Source organism: Haloarcula salina, assembly GCF_049603855.1.
GTDB lineage: Archaea > Halobacteriota > Halobacteria > Halobacteriales > Haloarculaceae > Haloarcula > Haloarcula salina_A.
Genome location: NZ_CP187146.1, coordinates 3,165,230 through 3,191,472 on the forward strand (window position 1 = coordinate 3,165,230; position 26,243 = coordinate 3,191,472).

The 26,243-nt window shown below is 67.2% G+C and carries 30 protein-coding genes; 16 read left to right on the forward strand and 14 right to left on the reverse strand.

Features of this window, described 5'->3' with window-relative positions; genetic code table 11:
• Window positions 1–39 precede the first annotated feature (39 nt).
• Entirely contained in the window at window positions 40–942 is a 903-nt protein-coding gene (locus ACOZ4I_RS16175) for an acyltransferase (protein ID WP_424001364.1), read from the reverse strand.
• 135 nt (window positions 943–1,077) lie between these two features.
• On the opposite strand from ACOZ4I_RS16175, the gene ACOZ4I_RS16180 reads away from it, so the two are divergent.
• Together ACOZ4I_RS16180 and ACOZ4I_RS16185 are read left to right on the forward strand one after the other, a co-directional pair.
• Entirely contained in the window at window positions 1,078–2,100 is a 1,023-nt protein-coding gene (locus ACOZ4I_RS16180) for a lysostaphin resistance A-like protein (RefSeq protein WP_424001366.1), read from the forward strand.
• 25 nt (window positions 2,101–2,125) lie between these two features.
• Entirely contained in the window at window positions 2,126–3,178 is a 1,053-nt protein-coding gene (locus ACOZ4I_RS16185; protein WP_424001368.1) for an aldo/keto reductase, read from the forward strand.
• Window positions 3,179–3,520: 342 nt separating this feature from the next.
• Here the strand turns inward: ACOZ4I_RS16185 and ACOZ4I_RS16190 are convergent, their stop codons facing one another.
• From ACOZ4I_RS16190 to htpX, 4 genes are all read right to left on the reverse strand, one after another.
• Complete coding sequence (locus ACOZ4I_RS16190; protein ID WP_424001370.1) at window positions 3,521–4,573, reverse strand: ATP-binding protein; 1,053 nt, start codon at window positions 4,571–4,573, stop codon at window positions 3,521–3,523.
• 53 nt (window positions 4,574–4,626) lie between these two features.
• A complete protein-coding gene (gene radA, locus ACOZ4I_RS16195) occupies window positions 4,627–5,676 on the reverse strand; it encodes a DNA repair and recombination protein RadA (protein ID WP_424001372.1) in 1,050 nt (349 codons plus the stop codon).
• Between the two features lie 198 nt (window positions 5,677–5,874).
• The gene (gene pspAB / locus ACOZ4I_RS16200; RefSeq protein WP_424001374.1) at window positions 5,875–6,492 is read right to left on the reverse strand and encodes a PspA-associated protein PspAB; all 618 of its coding nucleotides are present in this window, start codon (window positions 6,490–6,492) and stop codon (window positions 5,875–5,877) included.
• A gap of 401 nt (window positions 6,493–6,893) precedes the next feature.
• On the reverse strand, window positions 6,894–7,772 hold the full coding sequence (gene htpX, locus ACOZ4I_RS16205) for a zinc metalloprotease HtpX (protein ID WP_424001376.1): 879 nt from the start codon (window positions 7,770–7,772) through the stop codon (window positions 6,894–6,896).
• 236 nt (window positions 7,773–8,008) lie between these two features.
• Between htpX and ACOZ4I_RS16210 the strand changes: the two genes are divergently transcribed.
• The 6 genes from ACOZ4I_RS16210 (at window position 8,009) to ACOZ4I_RS16235 (ending at window position 13,683) form a co-directional block, all read left to right on the forward strand.
• Window positions 8,009–9,022: a DMT family transporter gene (locus ACOZ4I_RS16210; protein WP_424001378.1), complete on the forward strand. Its 1,014-nt coding sequence runs from the start codon at window positions 8,009–8,011 to the stop codon at window positions 9,020–9,022.
• A 63-nt stretch (window positions 9,023–9,085) separates the two neighbouring features.
• Window positions 9,086–10,231 carry a 60S ribosomal export protein NMD3 gene (locus tag ACOZ4I_RS16215; protein ID WP_424001380.1) on the forward strand — a complete coding sequence of 382 codons (1,146 nt, stop codon included), beginning with the start codon at window positions 9,086–9,088 and terminating at the stop codon, window positions 10,229–10,231.
• Window positions 10,224–11,345, forward strand: a complete 1,122-nt coding sequence (locus ACOZ4I_RS16220) for a class I SAM-dependent methyltransferase (RefSeq protein WP_424001382.1) — start codon at window positions 10,224–10,226, stop codon at window positions 11,343–11,345. Before ACOZ4I_RS16215 ends, ACOZ4I_RS16220 begins: the two co-directional genes overlap by 8 nt.
• Window positions 11,346–11,666: 321 nt before the next feature.
• Window positions 11,667–12,986: a ferritin-like domain-containing protein gene (locus ACOZ4I_RS16225; RefSeq protein WP_424001384.1), complete on the forward strand. Its 1,320-nt coding sequence runs from the start codon at window positions 11,667–11,669 to the stop codon at window positions 12,984–12,986.
• 58 nt (window positions 12,987–13,044) lie between these two features.
• On the forward strand, window positions 13,045–13,326 hold the full coding sequence (locus ACOZ4I_RS16230; protein ID WP_424001386.1) for an ArsR/SmtB family transcription factor: 282 nt from the start codon (window positions 13,045–13,047) through the stop codon (window positions 13,324–13,326).
• Between the two features lie 51 nt (window positions 13,327–13,377).
• On the forward strand, window positions 13,378–13,683 hold the full coding sequence (locus ACOZ4I_RS16235; protein ID WP_424001388.1) for a hypothetical protein: 306 nt from the start codon (window positions 13,378–13,380) through the stop codon (window positions 13,681–13,683).
• A gap of 125 nt (window positions 13,684–13,808) precedes the next feature.
• Here ACOZ4I_RS16235 and ACOZ4I_RS16240 read toward each other — a convergent pair whose 3' ends face one another.
• A complete protein-coding gene (locus ACOZ4I_RS16240; RefSeq protein WP_424001390.1) occupies window positions 13,809–15,536 on the reverse strand; it encodes a helicase C-terminal domain-containing protein in 1,728 nt (575 codons plus the stop codon).
• 144 nt (window positions 15,537–15,680) lie between these two features.
• Between ACOZ4I_RS16240 and ACOZ4I_RS16245 the strand changes: the two genes are divergently transcribed.
• Window positions 15,681–15,875 carry a cold-shock protein gene (locus tag ACOZ4I_RS16245; protein WP_162413371.1) on the forward strand — a complete coding sequence of 65 codons (195 nt, stop codon included), beginning with the start codon at window positions 15,681–15,683 and terminating at the stop codon, window positions 15,873–15,875.
• Between the two features lie 53 nt (window positions 15,876–15,928).
• Here ACOZ4I_RS16245 and ACOZ4I_RS16250 read toward each other — a convergent pair whose 3' ends face one another.
• Genes ACOZ4I_RS16250 through ACOZ4I_RS16260 form a run of 3 tightly spaced genes read right to left on the reverse strand, consistent with a single transcriptional unit; the run spans window position 15,929 to window position 16,894 of the window.
• Window positions 15,929–16,222: a DUF7521 family protein gene (locus ACOZ4I_RS16250; RefSeq protein WP_424001393.1), complete on the reverse strand. Its 294-nt coding sequence runs from the start codon at window positions 16,220–16,222 to the stop codon at window positions 15,929–15,931.
• A complete protein-coding gene (locus ACOZ4I_RS16255; protein WP_424001395.1) occupies window positions 16,219–16,548 on the reverse strand; it encodes a hypothetical protein in 330 nt (109 codons plus the stop codon). The genes ACOZ4I_RS16250 and ACOZ4I_RS16255 overlap by 4 nt, the downstream gene beginning before the upstream one ends.
• A 1-nt stretch (window position 16,549) precedes the next feature.
• Window positions 16,550–16,894, reverse strand: a complete 345-nt coding sequence (locus tag ACOZ4I_RS16260; protein WP_424001397.1) for an ArsR/SmtB family transcription factor — start codon at window positions 16,892–16,894, stop codon at window positions 16,550–16,552.
• A gap of 101 nt (window positions 16,895–16,995) precedes the next feature.
• Between ACOZ4I_RS16260 and ACOZ4I_RS16265 the strand changes: the two genes are divergently transcribed.
• On the forward strand, window positions 16,996–17,979 hold the full coding sequence (locus tag ACOZ4I_RS16265; protein ID WP_424001399.1) for a lysostaphin resistance A-like protein: 984 nt from the start codon (window positions 16,996–16,998) through the stop codon (window positions 17,977–17,979).
• A gap of 5 nt (window positions 17,980–17,984) precedes the next feature.
• Here the strand turns inward: ACOZ4I_RS16265 and ACOZ4I_RS16270 are convergent, their stop codons facing one another.
• Window positions 17,985–18,188 (reverse strand): DUF7561 family protein, encoded by a 204-nt coding sequence (locus ACOZ4I_RS16270; RefSeq protein WP_424001401.1) that lies wholly within the window; start codon window positions 18,186–18,188, stop codon window positions 17,985–17,987.
• A gap of 110 nt (window positions 18,189–18,298) precedes the next feature.
• Here ACOZ4I_RS16270 and ACOZ4I_RS16275 point away from each other — a divergent pair, with 110 nt between their 5' ends.
• From ACOZ4I_RS16275 to ACOZ4I_RS16295, 5 genes are all read left to right on the forward strand, one after another.
• A complete protein-coding gene (locus ACOZ4I_RS16275) occupies window positions 18,299–19,285 on the forward strand; it encodes an SDR family oxidoreductase (RefSeq protein ID WP_424001403.1) in 987 nt (328 codons plus the stop codon).
• A 36-nt stretch (window positions 19,286–19,321) separates the two neighbouring features.
• A complete protein-coding gene (locus ACOZ4I_RS16280) occupies window positions 19,322–19,600 on the forward strand; it encodes an antitoxin VapB family protein (RefSeq protein ID WP_424001405.1) in 279 nt (92 codons plus the stop codon).
• Complete coding sequence (locus tag ACOZ4I_RS16285) at window positions 19,587–19,988, forward strand: PIN domain-containing protein (protein WP_424001407.1); 402 nt, start codon at window positions 19,587–19,589, stop codon at window positions 19,986–19,988. The genes ACOZ4I_RS16280 and ACOZ4I_RS16285 overlap by 14 nt, the downstream gene beginning before the upstream one ends.
• 96 nt (window positions 19,989–20,084) lie before the next feature.
• Window positions 20,085–21,023, forward strand: coding sequence for an NAD(P)H-binding protein (locus tag ACOZ4I_RS16290; RefSeq protein WP_424001409.1), 939 nt, complete (start codon window positions 20,085–20,087; stop codon window positions 21,021–21,023).
• A complete protein-coding gene (locus ACOZ4I_RS16295) occupies window positions 21,020–21,751 on the forward strand; it encodes a DUF7530 family protein (RefSeq protein WP_424001411.1) in 732 nt (243 codons plus the stop codon). The genes ACOZ4I_RS16290 and ACOZ4I_RS16295 overlap by 4 nt, the downstream gene beginning before the upstream one ends.
• Here ACOZ4I_RS16295 and ACOZ4I_RS16300 read toward each other — a convergent pair.
• The 4 genes from ACOZ4I_RS16300 to lrp all read right to left on the reverse strand — a co-directional run bounded on the left by ACOZ4I_RS16300 (window position 21,738) and on the right by lrp (window position 24,749).
• Window positions 21,738–21,911: a DUF5786 family protein gene (locus ACOZ4I_RS16300; RefSeq protein WP_241692735.1), complete on the reverse strand. Its 174-nt coding sequence runs from the start codon at window positions 21,909–21,911 to the stop codon at window positions 21,738–21,740. The genes ACOZ4I_RS16295 and ACOZ4I_RS16300 overlap by 14 nt on opposite strands.
• Window positions 21,912–22,076: 165 nt before the next feature.
• A complete protein-coding gene (locus ACOZ4I_RS16305; protein WP_424001413.1) occupies window positions 22,077–23,555 on the reverse strand; it encodes an MATE family efflux transporter in 1,479 nt (492 codons plus the stop codon).
• Window positions 23,552–24,148, reverse strand: coding sequence for a TetR/AcrR family transcriptional regulator (locus tag ACOZ4I_RS16310; protein ID WP_162413381.1), 597 nt, complete (start codon window positions 24,146–24,148; stop codon window positions 23,552–23,554). The genes ACOZ4I_RS16305 and ACOZ4I_RS16310 overlap by 4 nt, the downstream gene beginning before the upstream one ends.
• Window positions 24,149–24,290: 142 nt before the next feature.
• Window positions 24,291–24,749 carry an HTH-type transcriptional regulator Lrp gene (lrp, locus tag ACOZ4I_RS16315; RefSeq protein WP_162413382.1) on the reverse strand — a complete coding sequence of 153 codons (459 nt, stop codon included), beginning with the start codon at window positions 24,747–24,749 and terminating at the stop codon, window positions 24,291–24,293.
• 126 nt (window positions 24,750–24,875) lie between these two features.
• On the opposite strand from lrp, the gene glnA reads away from it, so the two are divergent.
• Window positions 24,876–26,231, forward strand: a complete 1,356-nt coding sequence (gene glnA, locus ACOZ4I_RS16320) for a type I glutamate--ammonia ligase (protein ID WP_424001416.1) — start codon at window positions 24,876–24,878, stop codon at window positions 26,229–26,231.
• Window positions 26,232–26,243: the final 12 nt, after the last annotated feature.

The window sequence follows — 26,243 nt, forward strand, 5'->3', positions numbered from 1 at the left end:
TCGGGAGGGCGGCCCGAATCCGCGGTCCGGCGGGGTCGGTTACCGGTCCGGTGGCGAGAGGTCGCGCTGGAACTCGTCGAACGGGTCGATGCCGTCGGGGAGGTCGTAGTCGAGTTTCCGCTCGGCCCGGCGGTCGACGTTCGCGCCGTCGAGGGGGTCGGCGACGGACTCCCAGCCATCCTTGACCGCGAGGGACTTCGCCGGCGTGCCGGCGGCGATGTGGTGGGCGGGGATGTCCTTGCCGGCGACGGATTTCGCCGCGAGGATGGCGTTCTCGCCGACCTTCACGCCTGCCCGGACCATCGAGTCGTAGGTCAGGCGCACGTCGTCCTCGACGATGGTGTGGTAGTTGTCGACGTGGGTCTGGTCGACGGCGTCGTGGTCGTGGCTGTAGATGTGCGTGTCGTCGGAGATAGAGACGCGGTCGCCGATGGTGAGCTTTCCGCGGTCGTCCAGGTGCACGTCGTCGTGGACGACGACGTTGTCGCCGATTTCGATGTTGTGGCCGTAGGTGAAGGAGATGCCCTTGAAAAAGCGACAGCCCTCGCCACAGGAGTCGAAGAGGTGGTCGGCGAGCATCCGCCGGAACCGCACGGCGAACTCGACGTTGTCGGCCATCGGCGTCGCGTCGAACTGCCGCCAGAGCCACTGGAGGTGCTTCGAGCGCTTGAAGCGTTCCTCGTCTTTCTCGGCGTAGTACTCGCTCTCGAGCGTGGTGTTACAGGGGTCGTATCCCTGGAGTCGGACCCGCTCGGCTGGCGAGATGTCCGCGCCGTCCTGCCAGCGCTCGTAGGCGTCTCGGTCACCGTGCAGGTCGATGAGCACGTCGGTGACCACGTCGCAGGTGTCCTCGTCACCGGAGAGGCGCTCGTCGACCTCGTCGATGAACGCCCGAAGCCCCTCTTCGGCGAGCGGTGGCAGCGACACGTGGCGCTTCGTCATATCGGGTACGTGGCCTCGCGGGCAGATAGGGGTTTCCGTTACGTGTTCGAAACCCGGTAGCGCCGGCGATACGACACCGACTGGCACGCCTTCGGGCAGCCAACAGTATAAGCCGCCGCCGTCCCAGACCACGGCATGGGCAGGTCGGACTTCCTCATCGAGGTACGGCGCTACATGGTCAACCCCGACGAGCGCCGACTGCGAGCGCCGTGGCGCGTCACCGTCTGGACGGCCGTCGCCGGGTTCGGCGTCGTGCTCCTCTCCGGGTTCGTCTGGGCGCTGGCTGCCGTCTGGCCACCCCTTGGGAGCGACGCGGCCGTCGCCGTGGTGGGCCGACAGATCGGACTCCTCGCCGGGGCGACCGTCCTGGCGGTCGGCGTCGGCTACCTGCTCGACCGCCGGACGCTCGCCGACTACGGGCTGGGCTTCGACCGGCAGTGGTGGCGCGACGCCGCCTTCGGCCTGGCACTGGGTGCCGGCCTGCCGACGCTGATCCTGCTCGTCGAGGTGGCCGCTGGCGCGGCCAGCGTCAGCGTCGCCCTCGCCACGACCCCCAGCGGGACGCTCCCGCTGACCGCCTTCAGCCCGGTCGCGGCCCTGCTGGTCCTCGGCGCGTTCTTCCTGGTGCAGGCGACCGCCGAGGAGGTCCTCGTCCGTGGCTACCTCCTGACGAACGCGGCCGAGGGGCTCGCCGGCTGGGTCGGCCAGCGACGCGCCGTCCTCGTCGCAGTGGGACTGACCGGGGCCCTCTTCGGCGTGCTGCACTGGACGAACCCGAGCGCGTCGCTGCTCAGCGTGACCAACATCACGCTGTACGGCCTCCTGCTCGGGGCGTGTTACGTCCTGACCGGACGGCTCGGGGTCGCCAGCGGCTTCCACGTCGCCTGGAACTACACCCTCGCCCTGTTCGGCCTCCCGGTCAGCGGCATCCGCATGGGCGTCAGGCTCCTCTCGACGGAACAGACCGGGCCCAGACTGCTGACCGGCGGGAACTTCGGCCCGGAGGGCGGCCTCGTCGCGCTCCCGCTCCTGCTCGTCGGCGGAGCCGCGCTGTACTGGTGGGTCCGCCGGGAGTACGGTCGCGTCGACCTGCTCGAATCGGTCGCGGTGCCCGACCTCCGGGTGCGTCGCGAGCGCCCCGGGAACCGCGACGGATAAGTTTCCGTGGCCACAACGGCGGTGTATGAAGTACGATACGCTCGGGAACTCCGGCGTCGAGGTCTCGGAAGTCGGCTTCGGCGCGTGGGTCGTCGGCACCGACTGGTGGGGCGACCGCACCCGCGAGGACGCGGTCGAGATGGTCCAGCACGCGCTCGACGAGGGCGTGACCTTCTTCGACACCGGCGACGTGTACGGCCACGGCGACAGCGAGGAGATCATCGGTGAGGCGCTCGCCGAGCACCGCGACGAGGTGACGGTCTCGACGAAGATCGGCTACGACTTCTACAACAACCCACAGGCCGGCCACGGCGAACTCCCCAAGAAGATCACGCCCGAGTGGATCCACACCGCGCTCGACCGCTCGCTCGACCGCCTCGACATGGACCACGTCGAACTGCTGATGCTCCACAACGCCAACGTGGACGAGGTCGACGAGGACGTGCTGGAGGCCCTCGACCAACTCCGCGAGGAAGGCAAGGTCGAGGCCATCGGCTGGGCGCTCGGCCCCTCCATCGGCTGGCTCGCCGAGGGCGACGCCGCGGTCGCCGAGGAGTTCGACGCGCTCCAGACCGTGTTCAACCTCTTCGAGCAGACTCCCGGCCAGCACTTCGTCGACACCATCCGCGAGCGCGACGCCGACACGTCGATCATCGCCCGCGTCCCCCACTCCTCGGGCCTGCTGAACGAGCAGGTCACCCCCGACACCGAACTCGGCGAGGGCGACCACCGGGCCCACCGGCCGACCGAGTGGTACGAAACGGGCTGGGAGAAGGTTGAAGAAATCCGCTTCCTAGAGCGGGACGGCGCGCGGACGATGGGCCAGGCCGCCATCCAGTGGCTCCTCGCGCACGACGAGGTCCCCTCTGTCACGCCGACGTTCCGAACGACCGCCGACATCGACGAGTGGGCCGGCGCGCCCGACACGCCGCCGCTCAGCGACGAGGAGTACGAACGCGTCCAGGACCTGTACGCCGACAACTTCGGCGTCGACCGCGACGACGGGATGGACGCGCTGCGCTCGTCGGTCGGCGGCGCCGACCTCGAAGATACCGGCATGAAGTCCGCCGGCGACTGAGCGGCCCGCGACCGCTCGCGTCGACAGCGGGTTCTCGACACAGACGTGGTGCCCGGACGATATTTCCAGGTGACACACTAGCCCTCGACGCCTCGACGTATCCGCTCTCCACCCGTCGGTTTTTCGCCGTCACCCCACCGTTTCGACAGGAGATAGACCGCCGTCGGGCGGTTTGTCGCACGTGAGTTCACTTTCACTCCGCCCCGTCAGACACTCGCAAGACGGCAGACGGCGGCGGGTTCGAGGTGAAACGAAGGGGTTCGGGCCGCGTGACCAGCCCCCACAGCCCGGGCCACAGAGAGGTGACTCGCCGGCGTGCAAAAGCAGGCAGTGAGCGCGTCGTCAGTCGTTGACGGTCACGCCGGAGACGACGAACATCGCGCCGCCGTCGGGGGCGTCGGTCACGTCGATCTCCCATCCGTGGGCGGTGGCGATCTCGCGAACGATGAGCAGTCCCAGCCCGGATCCCCCGCTGTCGGTCGTGAACCCGGCTTCGAAGACCTGCTCGCGCTGGTCCGGGGGGATTCCCGGTCCGTCGTCGGCGACGGTGAAGCCGTCGTCGTGGACCGCGACGGTCAGCGTGACGGTCGCCGCGCCATCGCCGTCCGCGTCGTCCGTCGTTCCGTGTTCGATGCTGTTGCGGAACAGGTTCTCGAAGAGTTGCAGCAAGAGCGTCCTATCGGCCGAAATCGTCGCGTCCGTCGGTGCGTTGAGGACCCCGTTGTCGGTCCGCACGTGCGACCAGGCCTCGCGGGCGGCGTCACCGAGGGCGACCGTTTCGAGGTCCGCTACCTCGGCCTCCCGAGCGATGAACAGCGCGTCGTCGATGATGTCGTTCATGCGTTCGAGCGACCGTTCGACCGCGCTGACGTGCCCGTCCTCGGCGTCTTCGAGCATCTCGTTGCGCGCCAGCGCCACTGACAACGGATTGCGGAGGTCGTGGCTGAGGATGCCGGTGACGAGTTCCAGCAAGTCGTTTCGCTCCGCGACCGCCTGCTCGGCCAGGTATCGGTCGGTGATGTCGGCGTGGACGACGAGCACCAGCGGGTCGCCGTCGAACTCGAACTGCCGGACGCGCATCGTGAACCAGCGTTTCTCGTCCGGAGCGTGGCAGGGGTATTCGAGGGAGAACGTCGACTGCTCGCCCCCGATGACGGCTTCGATGCCGTCGGCGGCTCTGGTGCCGATCTCGTCGTCGCCAGTCCGACAGACTGCGAGATAGTTCTCGCCGACCATGTCGGACCCGACCTGTGCGCCGTTCTCGACGCCGAACGTCTCCCACGCGCGGTTCGTCGCCTGAATGACGCCGTCCGTGTCGATGACTGCGATCTGGTCGGGGTGTTCGTCGAAAACCGCCTCAGCGAGGCGCGTTCGAACCGGGAGATCGTCAGTCACGACCGATAATAGGATCCGAGACCGTTAAAAGCGTCCGGTAGGTCTAACAGCGGTTACTCGTCCATCAGACCGTCGCCTTCGACGCGCATGACGCCCTCGCCGTCCGGGAGGTTCGGCGCGTCGACGAGCTTGACGATGCGCTTGTTGCCCTTGGACTTGCGGAGGTAGATGCGGAACGTCGAGGTGTGACCGAGGATGTTCCCGCCGATTGGCTGGGTCGGGTCGCCGAAGAAGGAATCGGGGTTGGAGGCGACCTGGTTCGTGACGACGACGGCGGTGTTGTTGAGGTCGCCGACGCGCATCAGGTCGTGGAGGTGCTTGTTGAGCTTCTGCTGGCGCTCGGCCAGTTCGCCGCGGCCGACGTACTCGGCGCGGAAGTGGGCGGTCAGCGAGTCGACCGCGAGCAGGCGGACCGGGAACTCCTCGTCCTGGCTCTCGCTTGCGATCTCCTGGGCCTTCTCGGCCAGCAGGATCTGGTGGTTGGAGTTGAACGCCTTGGCGACGTGGATCTTCTCCAGCACGGATTCGACGAGCGTGGCGAGCAGCGCCTCGTCGGTCGGGTCGGCGTCTTCCTCCTCCTCGACGATCCCGTGGAGGACCATCGTGTCGGCGATGACCTCGTCTTCGAGTCCCTCGACCATCTGCTCGATTCGCTCGGGACGGAAGGTGTCCTCGGAGTCGACGAAGATGGCGCTGCCCTCCAGGCCGCCGTGCTCGGCGGGGAGCTGGACGTTGACGGCGAGCTGGTGGGTTACCTGGGACTTGCCGGCCCCGAACTCGCCGTACACCTCGGTGATGGACTGGGTCTCGACGCCGCCGCCGAGCAGGTCGTCGATCTCGCTGACGCCCCAGGAGAGCTTACCGATCTGCTCGCGGCGTTCCAGGACCGCCGAACCGGTCTCGAAGCCGCCGATGTCGGCGGCCTCGCGGGCGGCGTTGATGATGTCGGCGGCCGACGACTCGCCGATGTCGGCCGTGTTGGACAGTTCGCCGGGGGAGGCGACGGCGATGCCCTGGTAGGAGTCGAAGCCGTTCTCTTTGAGTTTCTCTGCTGTGGCCGGACCGACGCCCGGCAGCTCCTCGAGGTCCTCACTTGCGGACATGGATGTGGCTTGTGCGTCCGGGGGTATAAAGCCTCGTTAACAGTAGAGTGAAAGTGAAACTGCCGGACGTGGCGGGTGTCTGTCGAAGCGGAATCGGGAGCTTTAGATGGGAAGGGTCGGCCAATCGGCTCCGAAAATGCGGTGAGCGTCAGGCCGGAGATGGTTGGCGGCGTTGACACCAGCAGCCGGGTAGTCGTCTCACTCCCAGGGATGGTAGCCGGGGCGGTCGGGCCACAGGGGGTACCAGTACTCCTTGTCCGACTCGACGGTGAGTTCGTCGCCGAGGTTGCTGTCGAGTTTGAACTCGGCGGAGGTGTTTCGCTCGTGGTCGTCGTGGGGGGCCGGCGCGAACGGGTAGTACGCGCCGCGGCGGAAGGAGTAGACCCAGTAGACGACCTGGTCCGAGCGGGCGTCCTCGAAGGCGAACAGCGCCGCGAGCAGGCGCGACCCGTAGCGGCGCTCGACGAGCGTGTCGGCGGCGAAGTGGATCGACGTGAGGAGGTCCTCGAAGTCGTCGTCGTGGAGGACGACCCACTGATAGCCGTGGTCGTCGGTCTCGAACGTCGCTCGCGTGCCCGTCTCGACCCGACCGGCGTCGAGGATCGACTCCACCTCGTCCATCGCGTCCTGGAAGTCCGTGCTGTCCACGTCGGCGAAGCACAGCGCCGCCTCGCCGGTCGGTTCGTATCCCAGGTCGGCCTCCATCGTGATGTAGGCGGTACTCATTCCGAACAGGTCGTCGGGATCCGCGTCCCGCGTCGCGTCGGCCTCGGCTTTCACCCCGAGGACGCTCTTGAGTCCGTCGAGCAGTCCCATATGCGAGCCCCTACGGGCCGGGGACCAAGGTGGTTTGCGTCTCGGCTAGTTGGAATGCGTGAGTGCGGTACCGAGTATTCTCATAGCCAGAAAGCCCCGAGACGCTGGGCTCCTGTGACTCGCTGCGCGCTTCGCTCAGTTCATTCGCTCCAGTGCTTGCGTCGTCTCGTACGCCCAGCGTCTCGCCCCTTTCAGTCCCTCCCACCCCGGATTGACCCGCCGGTCACAGGTGGGACTGAAAGGGGCCGTTTTCTCGGCGAACCGGCGTCGCAAGCACCTACCGGAGCGCAGCAAGCCGCGGGAGCCGAGAGCACGGGGGCTTTCCGGCTCTGTATTGCGGCACGATGAGAATCCATACTATCGCATAGACGACCGCCAGCAAATCAGAGACTCGACCGACGTTATCGGCCTTCGAGTTCGCGTTCGAGGTCCTGCAGGCGGTCGATGCGCTTCTCCGTCGAGGGGTGCGTGCTGAACAGGCGACCGATCCAGCCGACCTTGATGGGGATGATGAAGAAGGCGTTCATCTCCGCCTGGTCGCGCATGTCCTCTTTCGGGACCTTGTCCATCCGGCCGTCGATCTTCATCAGCGCGTTCGCGAGCGCCGAGGGCTTGCCCGTGATCATCGCGCCGCCGCGGTCGGCGGCGTACTCGCGGTAGCGGCTGAGCGCCCGGATGAGCAGGAAGGAGACGATCCAGACCACGAGCGAGACGAGGATAGCGACGATGACCGGGACCTGCTGCCCGCCGCGCTCTCGGCCGCCGCTGAACAGCCAGCCCCAGCGGACGATGAGGAAGGCGATGGTCGAGAGGAACGACGCGATGGTCATCACCATCACGTCGCGGTTCTTGATGTGGGCGAGTTCGTGGGCCAGCACGCCCTCCAGTTCCTCCTGGTCGAGCGTGTTCATGATGCCCGTCGTCACGCAGACGGCCGAGCTCTTCTTCGACCGGCCGGTCGCGAAGGCGTTCGGCACGCGGCTGTCGGCCACGGCGACCTTCGGTTTCGGCAGGTCGGCCTGCTGAGAGAGCCGGTCGATGGTCCGGTGGAGTTCGGGGTACTCCTCCGGGTCGACCTCTCTGGCACCCATCGAGTACAGGGCGAGCTTGTCGCTGAAGAAGAACTGCGCTCCGAGGAACAGTCCCATGATGACGACGATCGCCGCGAGATTGGTGAAATACAGCGTGAGCGCTCCGAGGAAGACGATGTACAGCGCGAACAGCAGGAACATCGTCAGGGCCATCCGGCCGCGGAGCCCCCAGTCTGTTTGCCACTCCATACCCGGACGTAGTCGGGCGACACTCTAAAACCTCGCCATCGTGGGATCGAGACACACGATTGCCGGCGGCGCTTCGCCTCCGAGGGCCGGTGGCCGTCGCCGGCGCGTCGGTCGATTTCGGTCACGGCCAGTACAGCCCGCGAACGCGCCGTCTGGGCGCGTGACAGCACGACTCGCACAGCCCTCTTCACGGTCCACCGCCTACCGTCAGTAATGACTACTACTCACGCCAGCGGGTGGTTCCGCTGAACTGGTCTGCCACTCGCGCCGCGCTCACGAGCCGGTTCGCCGTCTACGCTCGCTACCGCGACGCCGCGCTGTTCGTCCTGCTCGCGGCGCTGTTCGGCGCGTCGTTCGTCTCGATCAAGACCGGACTGCGCGAACTGCCGCCGGTGCTGTTCGCCGGCCTCCGGTTCGATATCGCGGCGCTCGCGCTGCTCGCCTACGTCGCCGTCAGTCGGCCGCGGTCGGCGTGGCTCCCGCGCACCCGCGGGGACCTGCTCGGCATCGCGTCCGCGGCGGCGTTCCTCATCGCGTTCAACAACGGCTTCCTGTTCCTGGGCCAGGGGACGACCACGCCGGCGGTGGCGTCGGTCATGTACGGCCTGAACCCCATCCTGGCCCCGATCTTCGCGTGGTGGCTGCTCGGCGACCGGCTCTCGTCGGTCGGCGCGCTCGGCATCGGCATCGCGTTAGCTGGGGTCGTCCTCATCGTCAGGCCGTCGCCGGCGACGCTCGCCGACGCGAGCGCGGTCGGACAGCTGCTCGTCCTCGGCGCGGCCGCGGCGGTCGCAGTCGGGAGCGTCCTGCTCCGGCGCGTCGGCCCCCGGATGGAGAGCGTCGCTCTCACGGCGTGGGCGATGGCGGTCGGTGCAGTGATGCTCCACGTCGTCAGCCTCGCGGCTGGCGAGGCACAGGCGAGCGCACTCGCCGTCGGACCCGCCACGGTCGCGAGCGTCCTCGCCCTCGCCATCCCGTCGACCGCGGTGGCCTACGCCATCTACTTCGGCCTCATCGACCGCGTCGGCCCGGTCCGGGCGAACCTCGTCGCGTACGTCGCCCCCGTCTTCGCCGCCCTCACGGGCTGGCTGGTGCTCGGTGCGGCGGTGTCGCCGTGGACGGCGGTCGGCTTCGCCGTCGTCGTCGCCGGCTTCGCGCTGATCGAGCGCCAGACGCTCGCCGCGGAGGTCCGGCGGTTCCGCGAGCGAACGCACGAGACGCCGACCGCGACGCCGCCGTGTGACGACTGAGCGAGGCGGGTCACCCGCCGCGTGAACGCACGGCTTAAACGGCTCAGCACAGTACGTCTGGTAATGAGCCGGTCGGGAGAGTTCTGTCCGCGCTGTGGCGACGAGATACCGGAGGCGGCCGACGAGCGGCCCGACCTCGGCGGGGCCGGCGGCGGCCGCAACACCGAGCGCGTCCTCTGTGACGCCTGTTACTTCGAGGAGTTCGACCTCGTGGACGCCCCCGACACCGTCCAGGTCCGCGTCTGCTCGCGCTGTGGCGCGGTCCACAAGGGGAACCGCTGGGTCGACATCGGGGCGGAGGACTACACCGACATCGCCGTCGAGCAGGTCAGCGAGGCGCTTGGCGTCCACGTCGACGCCCAGTCGGTCGCCTGGCAGGTCGCACCCGAGCAGGTCGACCAGAACAACATCCGAATGCACGCCGAGTTCTCCGGCGTCATCCGCGGGACGCCCGTCACCGAACAGGTCACCGTCCCCGTCAGGATCTCCCGCCAGACCTGCAAGCGCTGTGGGAAGATCGCCGGCGGCTCCTTCGCCAGCATCGTCCAGGTGCGAGCCGACGAGCGCGCCCCCACCGACGAGGAGCGCGAGCGCGCCGAGGAGATCGCCCGCGAGTACGTCGCCGCCCGCGAGGAGACCGGCGACCGCAACGCCTTCGTCACGGAGGTCAAGGAGGTCGACGACGGGCTGAACATGAAGATCTCGACGAACCAGATGGGCCTGGGCATCGCAAAGCGCATCACGGCACAGCTCGGCGGGTCGTACTCCGACTCCCGGCGCCTCATCACGGAGGACGAGGACGGCCAGGAGCTGTACCGGATGACCTACGCCGTCCGCCTGCCCCGCTACCGGCAGGGCGAGATCATCGACCCGGAGGACGGCGACGGCCCCGTGCTCGTGCGCTCGGTCCAGGGGAACCTCAAGGGCGTTCGGCTGGCGACCGGCGCGGACTACGAGGCCAGTTTCGAGGCGGGCGACGCCCCGGACGCCGAGCGCCTCGGCTTCCGCGAGGATGCCGTGCCGACGACGCTCGTCGCCGTCGAGGACGAGAACGCGGTGCAGGTGCTCGACCCCGAGACGTTCGAGAGCGTGACCGTTCCGCGCCCGGACTACCTCGACGTCGACGCCGACGAGGTTCCCGTGCTGAAGAGCCAGGCCGGACTGCACGTCCTTCCCGACGACGGGAGCGACGCCGACGACGATGGGTGAGGACGATTTGTCCGGGGCGGACGCCGAAACCGACGAGCAGCACCTCGCCGCCGTCGTCGCCAAGCCCCGCTCGCAGGTCGCCATAGAGTCACTGCGTGAGGAGGGCGTCTACGACGACGCCCGGAGCGTCGTCGAGTGGACCGCGGAGACCGTCGCCGTCCCGGTGACGGCCCCGCCGGCGGAGACGCCGGTCCGCGAGGTCGTCCGGCAGGTCGGCGAGCGCCGCCTGCGCACGCTCGACGACCACCTGCGCGAGCGCGGCTGGACCGACTCGGAAATCGACGCCGCACCGGGGTCGTGGGCGGTGCTCGGCTCGGTCGTGCTCGTCGAGATGGGCGACAGCCCGCGCCCCCAGGAGGTAGGCGAGGCGCTGCTCTCGCTCCACGGCGAGGCGGACACGGTACTCGCCCGTCACGGCATCTCCGGCGAGCACCGGGAGCCGAGCGTCGAGGTCGTCGCCGGCGTCGGCGACACCGAGACGGTCCACACCGAACACGGGACCCGGTACGCGATGGACCTCTCCGAGGTGATGTTCTCGCCGGGGAACAAAACCGAGCGAAAGCGAATGGGCGAACTCGTCGCGGCCGAGGAACGCGTCCTCGATATGTTCGCCGGCATCGGCTACTTCACGCTCCCGATGGCCCGCGCCGGCGCACGCGTCACGGCCGTCGAGCGCAATCCGACCTCGTTCCGCTTTCTGGTGGAGAACGTCAGGCTCAACGGCGTCGACGAGCGCGTCCACGCGTACCGGGCCGACTGTCGGGATGTTGTGCGCGCGGGCCTGACCGAAGGGAAGGGCCGCGAGACGGACGAACGGGACGCGGAGCGGCCCGTGAGTCAGGGCTTCGCCGAGGAGAGGCGCGCCGACCGCGTGGTGATGGGCTTCTACGAAGCGCACGAGTACCTCGACAGCGCGCTCGCCGCGCTCGCGCCCGGCGGCGTCCTCCACATGCACGAGGCGACGCCGGACCCGCTGGTGTTCGACCGCCCGCTCGACCGACTGGAGGCCGCGGCGGCGGATGCCGGCCGATCCGTCGAGGTCCTCGACACCCGCCGGGTCAAGGAGTACAGCGAGGGCGTCGCCCACGTCGTCGTCGACGCCAGGATCGAGTGAGTCCCCGAGTGGGCGGTTCCGGTGCAAGGTCCTCGGGACCCTGGAGACGAAATTTATAATTATTCTGATACCGTATCGGGCGACGGCACGGACCATACGTTCACGTCTCCAGCTAGAACGAGTTGACACGAGCCCGTCCTCGGAAACCGCGTTTTCGGCCCACCTATACGCCACCTAGGCGACTACACCCGGGTCAGCCGATCCCGTCACCCGGTGAAATTGGGAGAGAGTCCGGACGGAGTCTCGCCGCAGTTCGGAGGAAATCATGTCAGATTTCGGAAAATTGGTTTAGGACGGGCGTGCCTCGGTAGTGTTGTAGCCATGAACCCATCCGACGACACGGCAGACCGGACGCGACGCGCATTCCTCGGCACGACCGCCTCGCTGAGCCTGGCCGCGCTGGCCGGCTGCGCGGGGAGCGGCGACAGCGGTGCTGGCACGACGGAGACGGACGCGACGGAGACGGAATCGATGGACACCGAGACGGAGGCGATGTCGACTGAGACGGAGGAGACCGAGACGCCGACGCCGCCGGCCGACGACGTGCCCGTTCTGAACTACGCGCTGACGCTCGAACACCTGGAGAACGCCTTCTACCGCGAGGGCCTGGAGACGTTCAGCGACGACGAACTGATGAACGCCGACGTGCTCGCCGACTTCGGCGAGCGCGTGCGCATGGAGGTCCCAGACTACCTCCGGACGGTGGGCGACCACGAGGCCGCCCACGTCAGCGCCATCAGCGACACCGTCGAGCAGCTGAACGGGACGCCGGTCGCGGAAGCCGAGTACGACTTCGGCTACGAGACCCCCAGCGAGTTCCTCGCCGTGGCCGAAGCCCTCGAGAACACCGGCGTCGCCGCCTACGCCGGGGCCGCACCGAAGGTCGTGAACGACGACGTGCTGGCGGCGGCGGCGGGCATCCACAGCGTCGAGGCCCGTCACGCCGCCTTCCTGAACCTCGTCAACGGCTCGTCGCCGTTCCCGGCGGCCGTCGACGAGGCCAGTTCGATGAGCGAGGTGCTGGAGGTCGCCGGCCAGTTCGTCACGAGCGAGGTCGACGCGAGCGTCTACGAACTCGGCGACGACCGGGCGACGCCCGACCGGAAGGCCGACGACGACACCTCGGACGTGAACGTCCTGAACTACGCGCTGACGCTCGAACACCTGGAGAACGCCTTCTACCGCGAGGGCCTGGAGACGTTCAGCGACGAGGAGCTGATGAGCGCCGACGCGCTCTCGGGCTTCGCCGACGGGGTCCGCGCGATGGTGCCCGATCACCTCCGCACCGTGGGCGATCACGAGGCCGCCCACGTCAGCGCCATCAGCGACACCGTGACCGAACTCGGCGGGACGCCGGTCGAAGAAGCCGAGTACGACTTCGGCTACGAGACCCCCAGCGAGTTCCTCGGAGTCGCGAGGGCTCTGGAGAACACCGGCGTCGCCGCCTACAAGGGAGCCGCGCCGACGGTGTCGAACGACCAGGTGTTCTCGGCCGCCATCGGCATCCACAGCGTCGAGGCCCGTCACGCCGCCATGCTCAACGAACTCAACGCCGAGTCGCCCTTCCCCGCGGCCGTCGACGAGCCGCAGACGATGGCCGAGGTCACCGAGGTCGCCGGGCAGTTCATCGTCGAGAACTGATCGGACGTGACGGATCGAGTCGACGGCCTTAGGTAGGACGCTCGAGTGGTCGAGTGCAATGGAGGCGGTCCTCTGGTACGTGCTCGCGGGGACGCGCGGCGGGTACAACCGCGCCCGGATCCTGCGCCGCATCGACGAGCGGCCCCGGAACCCCAATCAGCTCGCCGAGGACCTGAGCCTCAACTACGACACAGTCCGCCACCACCTCGACGTGCTGGCCGACAACGACGTGGTGACCGCCAGCGGCGACGACTACGGCGCGGTGTACCTGCCGACCGAGACGGCCCGGAACCACTGGACCGTCGTCGAAGACATCCTCGAGACACTCGACAATGACTGAGAACCCCACCAGCCCCGAGACGACCGGCGATCCGCCGAGGGAGGCGCGCCGATGAGTCTCTGGCTCGACCTGGCCCGCATCGCGAGCGCCCTGAACGTCCTGTTGCTCCTCGCGCTCGGAGCGGTGTGGGCACGGAGTTACCTCCGACTGCGCTCGAAGCACACGCTCGGGATGCTCGTGTTCGCGGCGCTGCTCTGCGTCGAGAACGTGTTCGCGCTGTACGTCTACTTCCTCGATCCGCTCCTGTCGGCGTGGTTCAGCACGAAGGTCCCCGACCCGGCCTGGCAGGCGATGGTGGCGTTTCACGTCCTCGAGACGGCCGCCCTGACGTTCCTGGCGTGGGTCACGCTCGACTGAACCGGGCGTAACGCCTAATTACGCCAGCGCTCAAGAGGGGGTATGGATAGACAGCAGATCATCGCTATCACGCTCGTCGTGTTGATGCTCGGGTCGTCGCTTGCCTACGGGCTCACCTTCTTCTTCTAGTCCCACACGTCCGAGAGGGGATGGCTCCCGTCGCCCGAGCGCGACCGCGAGCGGTCGTGGCGGCGCTTCGCGCCGGAACTGACGCCGGTCAGCGCCCGGTCCGGCGCGAATCGCGGGAGGTCGGGCGCAGAGAGCCGGTCGACCTGCTCGCGGAACCAGTCGGGCATGTCGTGGTCGGCGCGCTCGAAGAGGTCCAGCAGCGACGAGTCCGCGAGGTACGTCGCGCCGTGGTCGTCGGGCGCGCGGACGACGCGGCCACAGGCCTGGATGACCGTCCGCAGCGCCGCCCGGTAGTACCAGCCCCATTGCCCGTCTTCGAGGCGCTGGGCGACGCGGGAGTCCCGCGTGTTCGGGTACGGGGCCTTACACAGCACCTGCCAGCGACAGAGGTCGCCCTCCAGGTCCAACGCCTCCTCCATCTTCACCGAGAGGAACACGTCGGGGTTGTCGCTGCGTTTCCACGCCGAGAGCGCGCCGTCGCGACCCGCTTTGTCGTGGGTACGGACACGGACCCCGACGCCGAGGTCGTCTAAGAGTTCGTTCAGTCGCTCCTGAATCGCGTAGGAGTGACAGTGGATCAGGCCCTTCTCGTCGGGGTGGCGGGCCATGATGCGGACGATGGAGCGGGCGATCTTCGGGAGCGTGTCGTCGCGGTGCTCGTAGGTCATCTTCCCCTGGGCCACGTCGTACAGCGGCCGGTTCTCGACGGGGAAAGTGTGGCCGACCTCCACGAGCGCGACGTTGTCGGGGTCGAGCCCGACGTTCGCACAGAACGCCTCCTTGTTGAGGATGGTCGCCGAGAGGAGGGCAAAGCGGTTGCCTCGCTCCCAGACGGTGTGGTTGAGGTAGCGCTCGGGATTCATCGGCTTGATGGTGACCGGCGCGTTCTCGCGGTCTGGCTGGTCGACGACCCACGTCGTCGCGCTCTCGGTGTCGGTGTAGTCCTCGCGGAACCACTGGAGGTCCTGTCGGAGCGTGTTCAGCGAGTCGCGTTCGGCCACCTCGTCGCCGGTGAGTTCCTCCTTCCGGCGCAGTTCCTTCACGCGGCGCTCGGCGAGGTGTTCGACGCGCTCGGTGAAGGCGACGGCCTCGTCCAGGCCGTCGATGTCGGGCACGTCGAGGTCGCGCCACATCGGGATGGTCTCTGGCGAGAGGTCGATGGTGGCGTACATCTCGGCCCACTCCCCGAGGCCGTGGGCCTCGTCGATGACCACCACGTCGCGCTTGCCGAACACGTCGCTGCCGGCGGTCTGCATGAAGTACGCCAGCGTCATCGCGGCGATGCGGCGGTTCGAGGCGATGGCGCGGTCGGAGAAGTACGGACAGCGGTGCTTGACCTGACAGTCGAACTGTCGTTCGCGCACGCACGGGGCCTGGTTCACCGGCGTGTCCGTCTCGCCGGGGAGGATGCAGTCGTAGTTGTTCTTCCCGCGGATGACACAGAGGTCTTCGAGCAGGGCGTCCTCGGCCACGTCGTCGAGCTGGGACACCTGCGGCGTCGTGTAGTAGGCGTCGACGACCTGCTCGGGGGCGGCCTCGCCCGCGGTCCGGGCGCAGCCGGCGATAGCCCGGGCGAGCAGGGACTTTCCGCTGCCGGTCGGCGCGCGGACGAGAACCACGTCGTTGCCGCGCTCGAAGGCCGCGCGGATGTCGGAGAGGGCCTGCTTCTGGTTGCCCCGGTAGGAAGGGGCCGGGAACTCGTCGTGAATCCGCGCGGGGTACACGCGAGAAGGCAACGGCCGAGGCGGCCTAAACCTTTCTCGTCGCCAGAGCGGTCCGACTGTCGTGGGTCGTGTTCACACCCACACGGTCGTGGTACTGCAACTCTCGGAAGCCTTTTACATATACCCCCTGTACGAATATATGCAATGGCAAACGGTAAGGTTGATTTCTTCAACGACACAGGCGGTTACGGTTTCATCTCGACTGACGACGCGGACGATGACGTGTTCTTCCACATGGAAGACGTCGGCGGTCCGGACCTCGAAGAAGGCGAGGAGATCGAATTCGACATCGAACAGGCCGACAAGGGCCCCCGCGCGACGAACGTCGTCCGCAACTAAGCAGATTTCCGGTCGTCTCAGCGACCACATCTGACACTTGTTCTTATCCGGAATCACTCGACGAGCAGCGCGTACAGCACGGCACAGAGCCCTGCGACGGTCACGAGTCCCCTGACGAGTAACACGACTCCAGTCGTAGCGCCTGCCCAGTCGGCGACGGTGACGGCGGCGTAGACACCGGCCGTCAGCGACGCGATGCCCACGGCGAGCCACCGCATCCTTGGCGCGGCGTTGCGACGGTAGCCGCGATAGGCCAGCGACGCGACGAACAGTCCGACGACGGCCGTCAGCGCCCGCGAGAGTTCCGCGACGGTGTCCGGGGCGAGCAAGTCGAGGGGAACCATCACGACGATCCACCCCCGTAGACGGTCCACAGGATCGTTCCGAGCCCCAGCAGTTCGCAGGCGCTGACGAGGAGCGAGCGGCCGACGACGCCGACGCCGGTGGCCGTGGGGAGCGCGATGCGGAGGAGTTCCGGCACGGTCGTGAGGAGGAGGAGCCCCACGGCGAGCGTCAGCATTCCCGTCCGGCCCGGTCCGCGACGGTAGCCGCGGACGAGGACGACGGCGATGGCGGCCGAGAGCACGACTGTGAGGACAGAGAGCGCGACGACGGCCAGGGCGATTCCCGGATCGGTCCCGCCCGTGCGTATCTGCAGTAGCGTGGCGAACATCTCAGGACAGCCCCTCGAACAGGTCGGTGAATCGGTCCGCCGGGTCCTGCGAGGACCGCGTGACCGCCACGTCACACGTTCCGTCGGCGAACGTCACAGTCACGTCCTCGACCGTCGCGACGTATCGCTTGTAGTGGTGGCCGTCGGGGTCGACGGCCTGCCGTTCGGCGACGAGGTCGGCGGCCTCCAGTCGGTCGAGGCGGCGGTACGCCGTCGGATCGGACATCTCGCAGGCCGCACAGAGTTCGGAGACGGACATCGGCCCGGTGGTGAGTTCGGCGATGATGGCCCGCGCGTACTCGTCTTCGAGCAGCGCGAGCAGTTCGTCGTCGCCGACCGCGTCCATGGTCGCGTCCAGCGAGCGAGGCGCAATAAAAACGTTCCACCGGCTTCCGGATCGGAAGCGGTGCCCGCAGTGATACGTCGGTCCCGACCGGCCGTCCGTGTATGTCACCGAACGCACCGGAGCGGAGGGACAATCGGGCGACCGCGGGCGTGATACAGCGGGTCGTCTCGGGACTTCGCTGGCCGATATGGAACAGTGCAGACAGGCGGTTCAGAGCGGCGCTCCGTGCAGTGCTTCCGGTGGTGTTGTCGTTTCTCGCCCTCGCGGTGCTCCAGCCTGCCGTTCGAGCGCGGTTCGCGCACCCAATCCGAGAGTCGGTCGAAGCGGCCGGCATCGGGGCGATTCTCGTCACCACGGTGTTCGTCAGCGCACGTCTCATCGACCGACGGCCCGTCCGCGAGTACGGACTGGCGCTCGACCGCCGCTGGTGGCGCTCGTTCGCCGTCGGCAGCGCGATAGCGACCGTCGTCAACGCCGGCGCGCTCGCCGTCGCCGTCGGCGCGGGCTGGGCCACGGTCGTCGGCGTCGCCGAAGGTGCCGGCGACCTCCCCTTCCTCCCAGCGATGGCCGTCGTCTTCACCTACGTCGCCCTGGCGTCGGCGTGGGAGGAGGTCGTCTTCCGCGGGGCGATGCTGAAGAACCTCGCCGAAGGAGCGGACGGACATCTCCCGCGGTGGGCCGCGGTCGGAGTGGCGGTGCTCGTGAGTTCGCTCGTCTTCGCCTTTCTCCACGGCGGGAAGGTCGACCAGCCGAGCCAGTACGGCTACTACCTGCTCGCTGGGCTGGTCCTGAGCGGCGCGTACGTGCTCACCGGCGACCTCGCGCTCCCGACCGGCTTTCACGTCTGGTACAACTTCAGCAAGAGCGCGGTGTTCGGCCTCGGCCACTCACAGCGGACGCCCGAACTGCTCGCCGTCGATATCGTCGGCCCCGCACGCTGGGTCGGCGAAGAAGGGATCGTCTATTCGCTCTTCGTCACTCTCGGCGGCCTCCTGGTCCTGGCATTCGTCCGCTGGCGCGCCGGCGGTCTCGGTATCGACGAGCGCGTGACGCAGTGGACGCCCAGCTCCGACCGCGAGCCGTGACGACGTTAGAGGTCGGCTACGTCTCCCGCCGTCACCTCGCGGTCGTCGGGGAGGCGGTCGATGCAGTCGTAACAGAGGAAGTGTTCGGTGTCGTCGCCCAGTTCCAGGACGATCCCCTCGGTGGGATCGTTCGTCAGCGACCAGATATCTGCGATGCCGCCGGCTATGGACACCTTCTGTCCGCAACCGTCGCAGGGCCGAGACGCCATCAGGGTATAGTTATGGACTCTGTATACTTCAATGTAGACGGGCCCTTCGAACCGTTCAACACGGTGAACTCTCGACATACTTTTGTCGCCTGCTGGGTTGCTTGCAGGTAATGCAAATTCTCGTTACAGGGGGTGCCGGCTTCATCGGCGGACACCTGGCACAGCGGTTCGCGGCCGACGGGCACGACGTGGTCGTACTGGACAACCGCGATCCCTTCTACGATCTCGATATCAAGCGACACAACATCGAAACGGGACAGACGGCCGCCGCGGACGGCGACGGGAGCTACGAGTTCATCGAAGGCGACGTCCGCGACGCGGACCTGGTGACCGACCTCGTCGCCGACGCCGACTACGTCTACCACCAGGCGGCCCAGGCCGGCGTCCGCCCGAGCGTGCAGAACCCGCGCAAGTACGACGAGGTGAACGTCGACGGGACGCTGAACCTCCTCGACGCCTGCCGCGACGAGGGCATCGAACGCTTTGTAATGGCCTCCTCATCGTCGGTGTACGGCAAGCCCCAGTACCTGCCCTACGACGAGGAGCACCCGACGACACCGGTCTCGCCCTACGGCGCGTCGAAGCTCGCGGCCGAACGCTACGCCTGCGCCTACAGCGAGGTGTACGACCTCCCGGCCGTCGCGCTGCGCTACTTCACCGTCTACGGCCCGCGGATGCGCCCGAACATGGCCATCTCGAACTTCGTCTCGCGGTGTCACAACGGCGAGCCACCGGTTATCTACGGCGACGGCACGCAGACGCGCGATTTCACCTACATCGAAGACGTCATCGAGGCCAACATGACGCTGCTGCACGAGGACGCCGCCGACGGCATGGCCCTGAATATCGGCTCGACGGACAACATCGAGATCAAGACGCTCGCGACCGAGATCCGCGACCAGATCGACCCGGACCTCGATCTCGTGTACGAGGAACGCCACGACGCCGACGCCGAGCACACCCACGCCGCGACCGACCGGGCCGAGGAACTGCTCGGCTACGACCCGGACCACACCATCCGGGAGGGCGTCGCGAAGTTCATCGACTGGTACCGCGAGAACCGCGACTGGTACGAGCCGCTCGTCCGCCAGTCCTGAGAAAATCTATTGTGTTTGTGTGCACAAACACAAAGTATGGGGACGAAGACCATCGGGCTCCGGGAGGACGTGTACGAGGAGCTGAAGGCTCGAAAACGGGAGGACGAGAGCTTTACCGACCTCGTAGACCGTCTTCTGGACGAAACGACGACTGATTGGCGAGAGGGGTTCGGAACGCTTTCCGAAGAGACAGCCGAGGAACTCGAACAGGCTGTCAAACGCTCCCGCAAGCGAACGGGCAACGGGCTCTCTGCGAGACAGCGGGAGGCGCTCTCGGAGCTGGCAGATGCGGAGGCAGACGATGAAACTGCTTGATACGACGTTTCTCATTCATTATTGGGCTGGTCGAGACGCAGTGAGAGAGTACCTCGAAGCACACGAGACAGAGGCGTTCGTGACGACAGTTCTGAACATCAAGGAAATCGCCGTCGGTCGGGCAGCTCAGAACAAACTCGACCCGGTAGAGATTCGAACGAAGTTCGACTGGACGACCATCGTCCCGTTTCGACTGGAGCATGCGTTCATCGCCGGTGAATTGGAATCGGAACTCCAGCAGGATGAGAGTGTGAACCAGGACGAGATTAATTCCCTCACCGCCGATGTGCTGATTGCCGCCGTTGCCAAAGAGCGCGGGGCGACGGTTGTCACCCGGAACACCGACGATTTCCAGCAGTTTGACGGAGTAGCTGCGGAGGCGTACTGAGACGGATAGGCCTGTTAGAACGAGGAACAGACACTCTCACGTTCGGCGACAGGAACAGGCCACGGTTTTAACCCCGTCCCGACCTGCAGGGAGGGTATGCACGTGCTGGTGACGGGGGCGACGGGGTTCGTCGGCGGCCACCTCGTGCCCGCGCTCCGCGCGGCGGACCACGAGGTGCGGGCGCTCGTCCGCGATCCCGAGCGGTACGACGGGCCCGACAGCGTCGACGTCGTCACGGGCGACCTCCTCGACCCCGGGAGCTTCGAGGCCGCCCTCGACGGCGTCGACGCCGCGTACTACCTCGTCCACTCGATGCACGCCGGCGACGACTACGCCGAGCGCGACCGCCGGGCCGCGCGGAACTTCCAGCAGGCGGCGGACGACGCCGGCGTGGACCGCGTTGTCTACCTCGGCGGCCTCGGCGAGGACGACGGCGCGCTCTCGGAACACCTCCGCTCCCGGCGCGAGGTCGAGTTCATCCTCGGCGAGGGGGCGTACGACCTGACGACGTTCCGAGCGGCCATCATCATCGGGGCGGGGTCGGCCAGCTTCCGGATGATTCGGGAACTGACCGCGCGGTTGCCGGTGATGCTGACGCCGCGGTGGGTCCGGACCGACTGCCACCCCATCGCCATCGACGACGTGGTCGCCTACCTCACGCGGGCGCTCGACGCGCCGGCGGCGGGCGGGGAGACCTACGAAATCGGCGGGCCAGACGTGATGAGCTACGCCGAGATTCTGAAGCGGACGGGGCGGCTCGTCGGGGCCGGAGAACCGGTCATCGTCCCGGTCCCGGTGCTGACGCCGCGGCTGTCGGCGTACTGGGTCGGGCTCATGACCGACGTTCCCTCGACGGTGGCCCGGCCGCTAATTCAGGGCCTGAAGACGCCGGTCGTGGCCGACGCGGGGCCGGTCCGCGAGGTGTTCGGGGTCGAGCTGACCCCGTTCGACGAGGCGGTGAAGCTGGCGCTCGACGAGCGGCGGTGTCTGGAAGCGGCCCGCGCGGCCGCACCTGCGGGTGGTGCGAGCGGATGAGCGGCGAGGGTCCCCACCCCGAGTACGGCGAGACGTGGGTGTACGAGAGCATCGTCGGCGCGCTCCCAGGTATCCAGTTACCCACGTGGGCGGCGATGGCGATACAGCTGCTCGTCTTCGAGGTGGCCATCGTCGGCCTGTCGTGGTACTACGGAGTCTGGAGCGCCGCCGTCGCCGGGACTGCCGTCGTGCTCGTCGCGACCATCGGGAGCGCGGAGATGCTTCGCATCGGCACGCTCGTCCGCCGAATCGACGTCCCGGAGACCTACCGAGCGCTGCTGTTCTCCTCGAACGTCGAGGTCGTGCTGTCCGTCCTCGCGTACATCGCGCTGTTGACGCACCTGTTCGTATTCGATCCGCGGGTGAGCGCCACGCCGCTGTTCGAGCGCCTGTTCGGTCCCGAGCCGCCGGTGCTGGTGGTGTACCTGACGCTGCTCGTCCTCTGGGACGTGAGCTACCGCATCGGCACGGGCTGGTGGGCCAGTGTCACGGGCCTGTGGCGCTCGGCCCGCTATCGGTTCGATCCCGAGACGGCGCGCGTGTTCGTCCGCGCCGACCTCGAGACCTGGGGCTTCGGCGTCCTCCAGCTCGTTCTCCTCCCGTTCGTACTGGACCAGCCGGTCCTGCTCGCGGCGCTGGTCGGTCACGTCGTGGCCGTGACAGTCGTGACGGCCGTCTCTGTGACGCTGTTACGAGTCCGGTCGAGAACGGCCGCTAGTCCGAGTTGATCTGCTTGAACTGATCCAGCAGTTCCTCGGTGGATTCGCCTCCGTCGTAGTCGACGGTCCCGTGATACGCTGTCCGGTCGTCGTCCTCCGAGAGGTCGACCTCGCTGTTCTTGCGCTCACGGCGTTCGTGTTCGTCGTCGTCATACGCGCCCATCGACATAGGTTACCACACTCGAGTTTGGCAGTTAGTACCTATCAATGTAACGGTGGTGTGGCAACAGTTGTTCAATTGATAAGAAAACGCGAGCGAACCACGACAGTCCGTGACGGCCGTCCCGTGGAGTTATCCGCGATATACGGCCGTTAGAGGGACGAGCGGAAAGGATCAGTCGTCGGCAACGGTCGGTTCCCCGGCCGAGCGCGGGTCGGCGTCGCGCCACGTCCCCCGGAAGAACCACGCGGCCGCGATGCCGGCGGCGAGGACGTTCGAGACGCCGAACGCCAGCCAGATGCCCTGTTCGGCCATCGAGTAGGCGAAGATGTCGACGATCTGCGGGCCGAGCCACGCCGGGACGGCCACCGGGCGGGAAGCGATCCAGGCGATCGGCAGGCGGATGACGCCGAGCATCAGCACGGCCAGCGCGGCCGCGGTGAGCGTCTTGCCGGCTCCCCGAAAGCTGCCGGAGTAGGCCCTGACGATGCCGATGAAGCCGAACGTGGGCGCGACCCACTGGAGGAACTCGGCCCCGATGCGGACCACTTCGGGGTCGTCGCTGAAGACGCCGACGACGGCCGGCGCGGCGAAGAGCGTGACCGCGCCCAGCACCGTCAGTAAGACGAACGACACGCGCGCCGCGAAGTGGGTGGCCGTCGCCGCCCGGTCGGGACGGTCCGCCCCGAGGTTCTGTCCGGTCATGGTCTCGACGCCGCGGTCCATCGCGATAGCGGGCATGAACACCAGCGAGAACACGCGGATGCCGACGCCGAAGGCCGCGACGACCGTGACCGAGAACGTGCCGACGACGAACAGCATGGCGTTGACCGACAGCGCCCGTCCGGTTCCCTCGACGGAAGCCGGCACGCCGAGGCGCAGGAGCTTCGTGAGATACGACAGGTCGGGGGCCATGTCTCCCGCGCGGATGCGCACGCCGCGCGACCCCGACAGCAGGATGCCGAGCCCGACCAGCAGCGCCACCGCGCGGGAGAAGATGGTCGCGATGGCCGCGCCGACGACGCCCATCTCGGGGAACACCCACCAGCCGAAGATGAGGAACGGATCGAGCACGATGTTGAGCACGACCGTCCCGAACATGACGAGCATCGGCGTGATCGTGTCGCCGGCCCCGCGCATCAGCGAGATGAACACGAAGAAGCCGAACATCGCCGTCAGACCGAGCGAGACTACCTGCAGGTAGCCGGTCGCGCCGGGCAGGACCTGCTCGGACGCGCCGAGCAGGCTGAGGAAGTCCTCGACGAAGAAGTAGCCGGTCACGCCGAGCACCACCGAGACGAGCAGGGCGAACGTCACCGTCTGGGAGGCGGCGTACTCGGCTTCGCGGTGCTCCTCGGCCCCGGTGTGCTGGGCGACCAGCACGCTCCCGGCGACCGACAGCCCCATCCCCAGCGAGATGAGCAGGAAGATCATCGGGAACGCGAAGGAGATGGCCGCCAGCGCCGTCGTCGAGTACTGGCCGAGCCAGAACGTGTCCGCGAGGTTGTACGCCACCTGGAGCAGGTTCGTGATGACGATTGGCAGCGAGAGGAACAGGAGCGGCTTGCCGATGTCGCCGCTGGTCAGGTCGAGGTCCTCCTGTCCCTTGAACAGGTCCCCGATCCGGTCGCCGAGGCCGCGGCCGTCGCTCATGCCTCGACCTCCGGGGACTCAGCCAGCAGGTGCGTCTGGACGTACTCCGCGAGCATGCGTCGGGTGCACTCGGTCGGTCGGCCGGCCGTGACGCGCTCGGTCGCGGCCCCGGTCAGGACGGTGACGACGAACCGCGCGGTCTCCTCGGGGTCGACGCCCTCGTCGAACGTCCCGTCGGCGACCCCGTCTTCGAGGATCGCTTCGAGTTCGTCCACGAGGAACTCGTCGAATCGCGTCAACCGCTCCCGAAAGCCCGGTTCGTAGGGTGCCTGCGCGCGGATTTCGAGGATCGCGGTCCCGAACGCCTCGCTGTCGTCCTCGGGCTTGTCGAGCACCGCGTCCACGAGCGCGAGCAGGCGCGCCCGAGGGTCCTCGCCCTCGGGGTCGCCGACGCGGTCGACGAAGCCGTCGTAGAGGTACTCGAGGAACGCACAGAGGAGGTCGTGCTTGCTGTCGTAGTGGTAGTGGAGGGAGGCCTTGCTCTTGTCCGACTCGTCGGCGATGTCCTGCATCGTCAGGTCGGCGTAGCCGTGGGAACACAGCGCACGGTAGGTCGCCCCCATGATGTCGTCGGCCGTGCCGCTGTCGCTCATTACGGCTAGCTAACTGACCGGTCAGTCAAGTAGTCGTCGGTTCCCGGTCTCCGTTCGATTTCGTGACACGATTGCGACGGGGTATCGAACACCACTGCGGTGCTCGGAGGGGGTCGAGCGCGACGGCGAGAAGCGGTTCGGACTACTCTCTGAGGTCGAGTTCGAACTGCTCGTGTTCGCTCGCGGCGTTGAGCACGACGGACGTGTTCGACTCCTTGATCTCCGGGTCGGTGAGCAGTTCCTTGATCTGGGCGTTCATGCCGTCCGTGTCGGTGAACTTCCCGACGGCGATGATGTCGTAGTCGCCGGTGACCTCGTAGACGGAGATCATCTGCTTGTGCTCTCTGAGGCTCTCGGTGACCTCGGGGAGCGAGGACCCCTCCACCTTGAGCTGGATGATGGCGGTCACGTCGTAGCCGAGCTTGTCGTAGTCGACCTTCGGCGTGTAGCCGTTGATGATCCCCTCGTCCTCGAGGTCGGAGAGGTGATTCGAGACGGTCGTCACCGAGACGTCGAGGTCTTCGCCCAGGCTTCGGAGGCTCGCGCGGCCGTCCCCCAGAAGGGCATTCACTAGCTCACGGTCGAGATTTTCGTACGTCATTACATCCGAGAACGTCCCCCAGGGTTTAGAATTTTACGAATGTCCAAATGTAAGCGAAAGGTCCGAAACCTTTGCGCAAATCAGCAGGGTTTTAGTAGTAGCAATGTTCCTATCGACTGTCCAAAGATGACAAGCGAACTCTCAGAGGAGGCACAGGAGGTACTCGACGAGATCGAAGAGAAGAACGTCGACTTCCTGCGACTCCAGTTCACAGACATCCTCGGCACAGTCAAGAACGTGTCCATCACGGCGGACCAGGCGGAGAAGGCGTTCACAGAGGGCATCTACTTCGACGGCTCCTCCATCGACGGCTTCGTCCGCATCCAGGAGTCCGACATGCGTCTGGACCCGGACCCGTCGACGTTCGCTATCCTTCCGTGGCGCGAGAACGTCGAGGGCGGTTCCAGCGCTCGACTCATCTGTGACGTCATGGACACCTCGACCGGCAAGCCGTTCTCCGGCGACCCGCGCGGCGTCCTGAAGCGCGCCATCGAGCGCGCCGAGGAGATGGGCTATACGGTCAACGCTGCGCCCGAGCCGGAGTTCTTCCTGTTCGAGGAAGACGAGGACGGCCGCGCGACGACCAAGACCAACGACGCCGGCGGCTACTTCGACCTCGCGCCGAAGGACCTCGCCAGCGACGTGCGCCGAGACATCATCTACGGTCTCGAGGACATGGGCTTCAACATCGAGGCCTCCCACCACGAGGTCGCCCAGGGCCAGCACGAGATCAACTTCACCTACGACGACGCGCTCTCGACGGCCGACAACGTCGGCACCTTCCGCGCCGTCGTCCGCGCCATCGCGGCCCAGCACGACCTGCACGCGACGTTCATGCCCAAGCCCATCGCCCGCATCAACGGCTCCGGCATGCACACGCACATCTCGCTGTTCACCGAGGACGGCGAGAACGCGTTCCACGACGAGGACGACGAGTTCAACCTCAGCGAGACGGCAAAGAGCTTCACCGCCGGGATCCTCGAGCACGCCGAGGCCCTCGCCGCGGTCACGAACCCGACCGTGAACTCCTACAAGCGACTCGTCCCTGGCTACGAGGCCCCTGTTTACGTCGCCTGGTCGGACCGCAACCGCTCGGCGCTCATCCGCAAGCCGGCCGCCCGCACGCCGGCCGCAAGCCGCATCGAGGCCCGCTTCCCCGACCCGTCCTGTAACCCCTATCTCGCCTTCGCGGCGCTCATCCACGCCGGGCTGGACGGCATCGAGAAGGACCTCGACTGCGACGACCCCGTCCGCGAGAACATCTACGAGTTCGACGAGGAGAAGCGCGAGGAGTACGGCATCACCACGCTGCCGTCGAACCTCGGCGAGGCCGTCGACGCCCTCGAAGAGGACGAAGTCGTCCAGGACGCCCTCGGCGAGCACGTCTACGAGAACTTCGTCGAGGCCAAGCGCCAGGAGTTCCAGGACTACATCGTCGAGGTCTCCGAGTGGGAACTCGACCAGTACCTCGAGACGTTCTAAGCGGCACTCGAT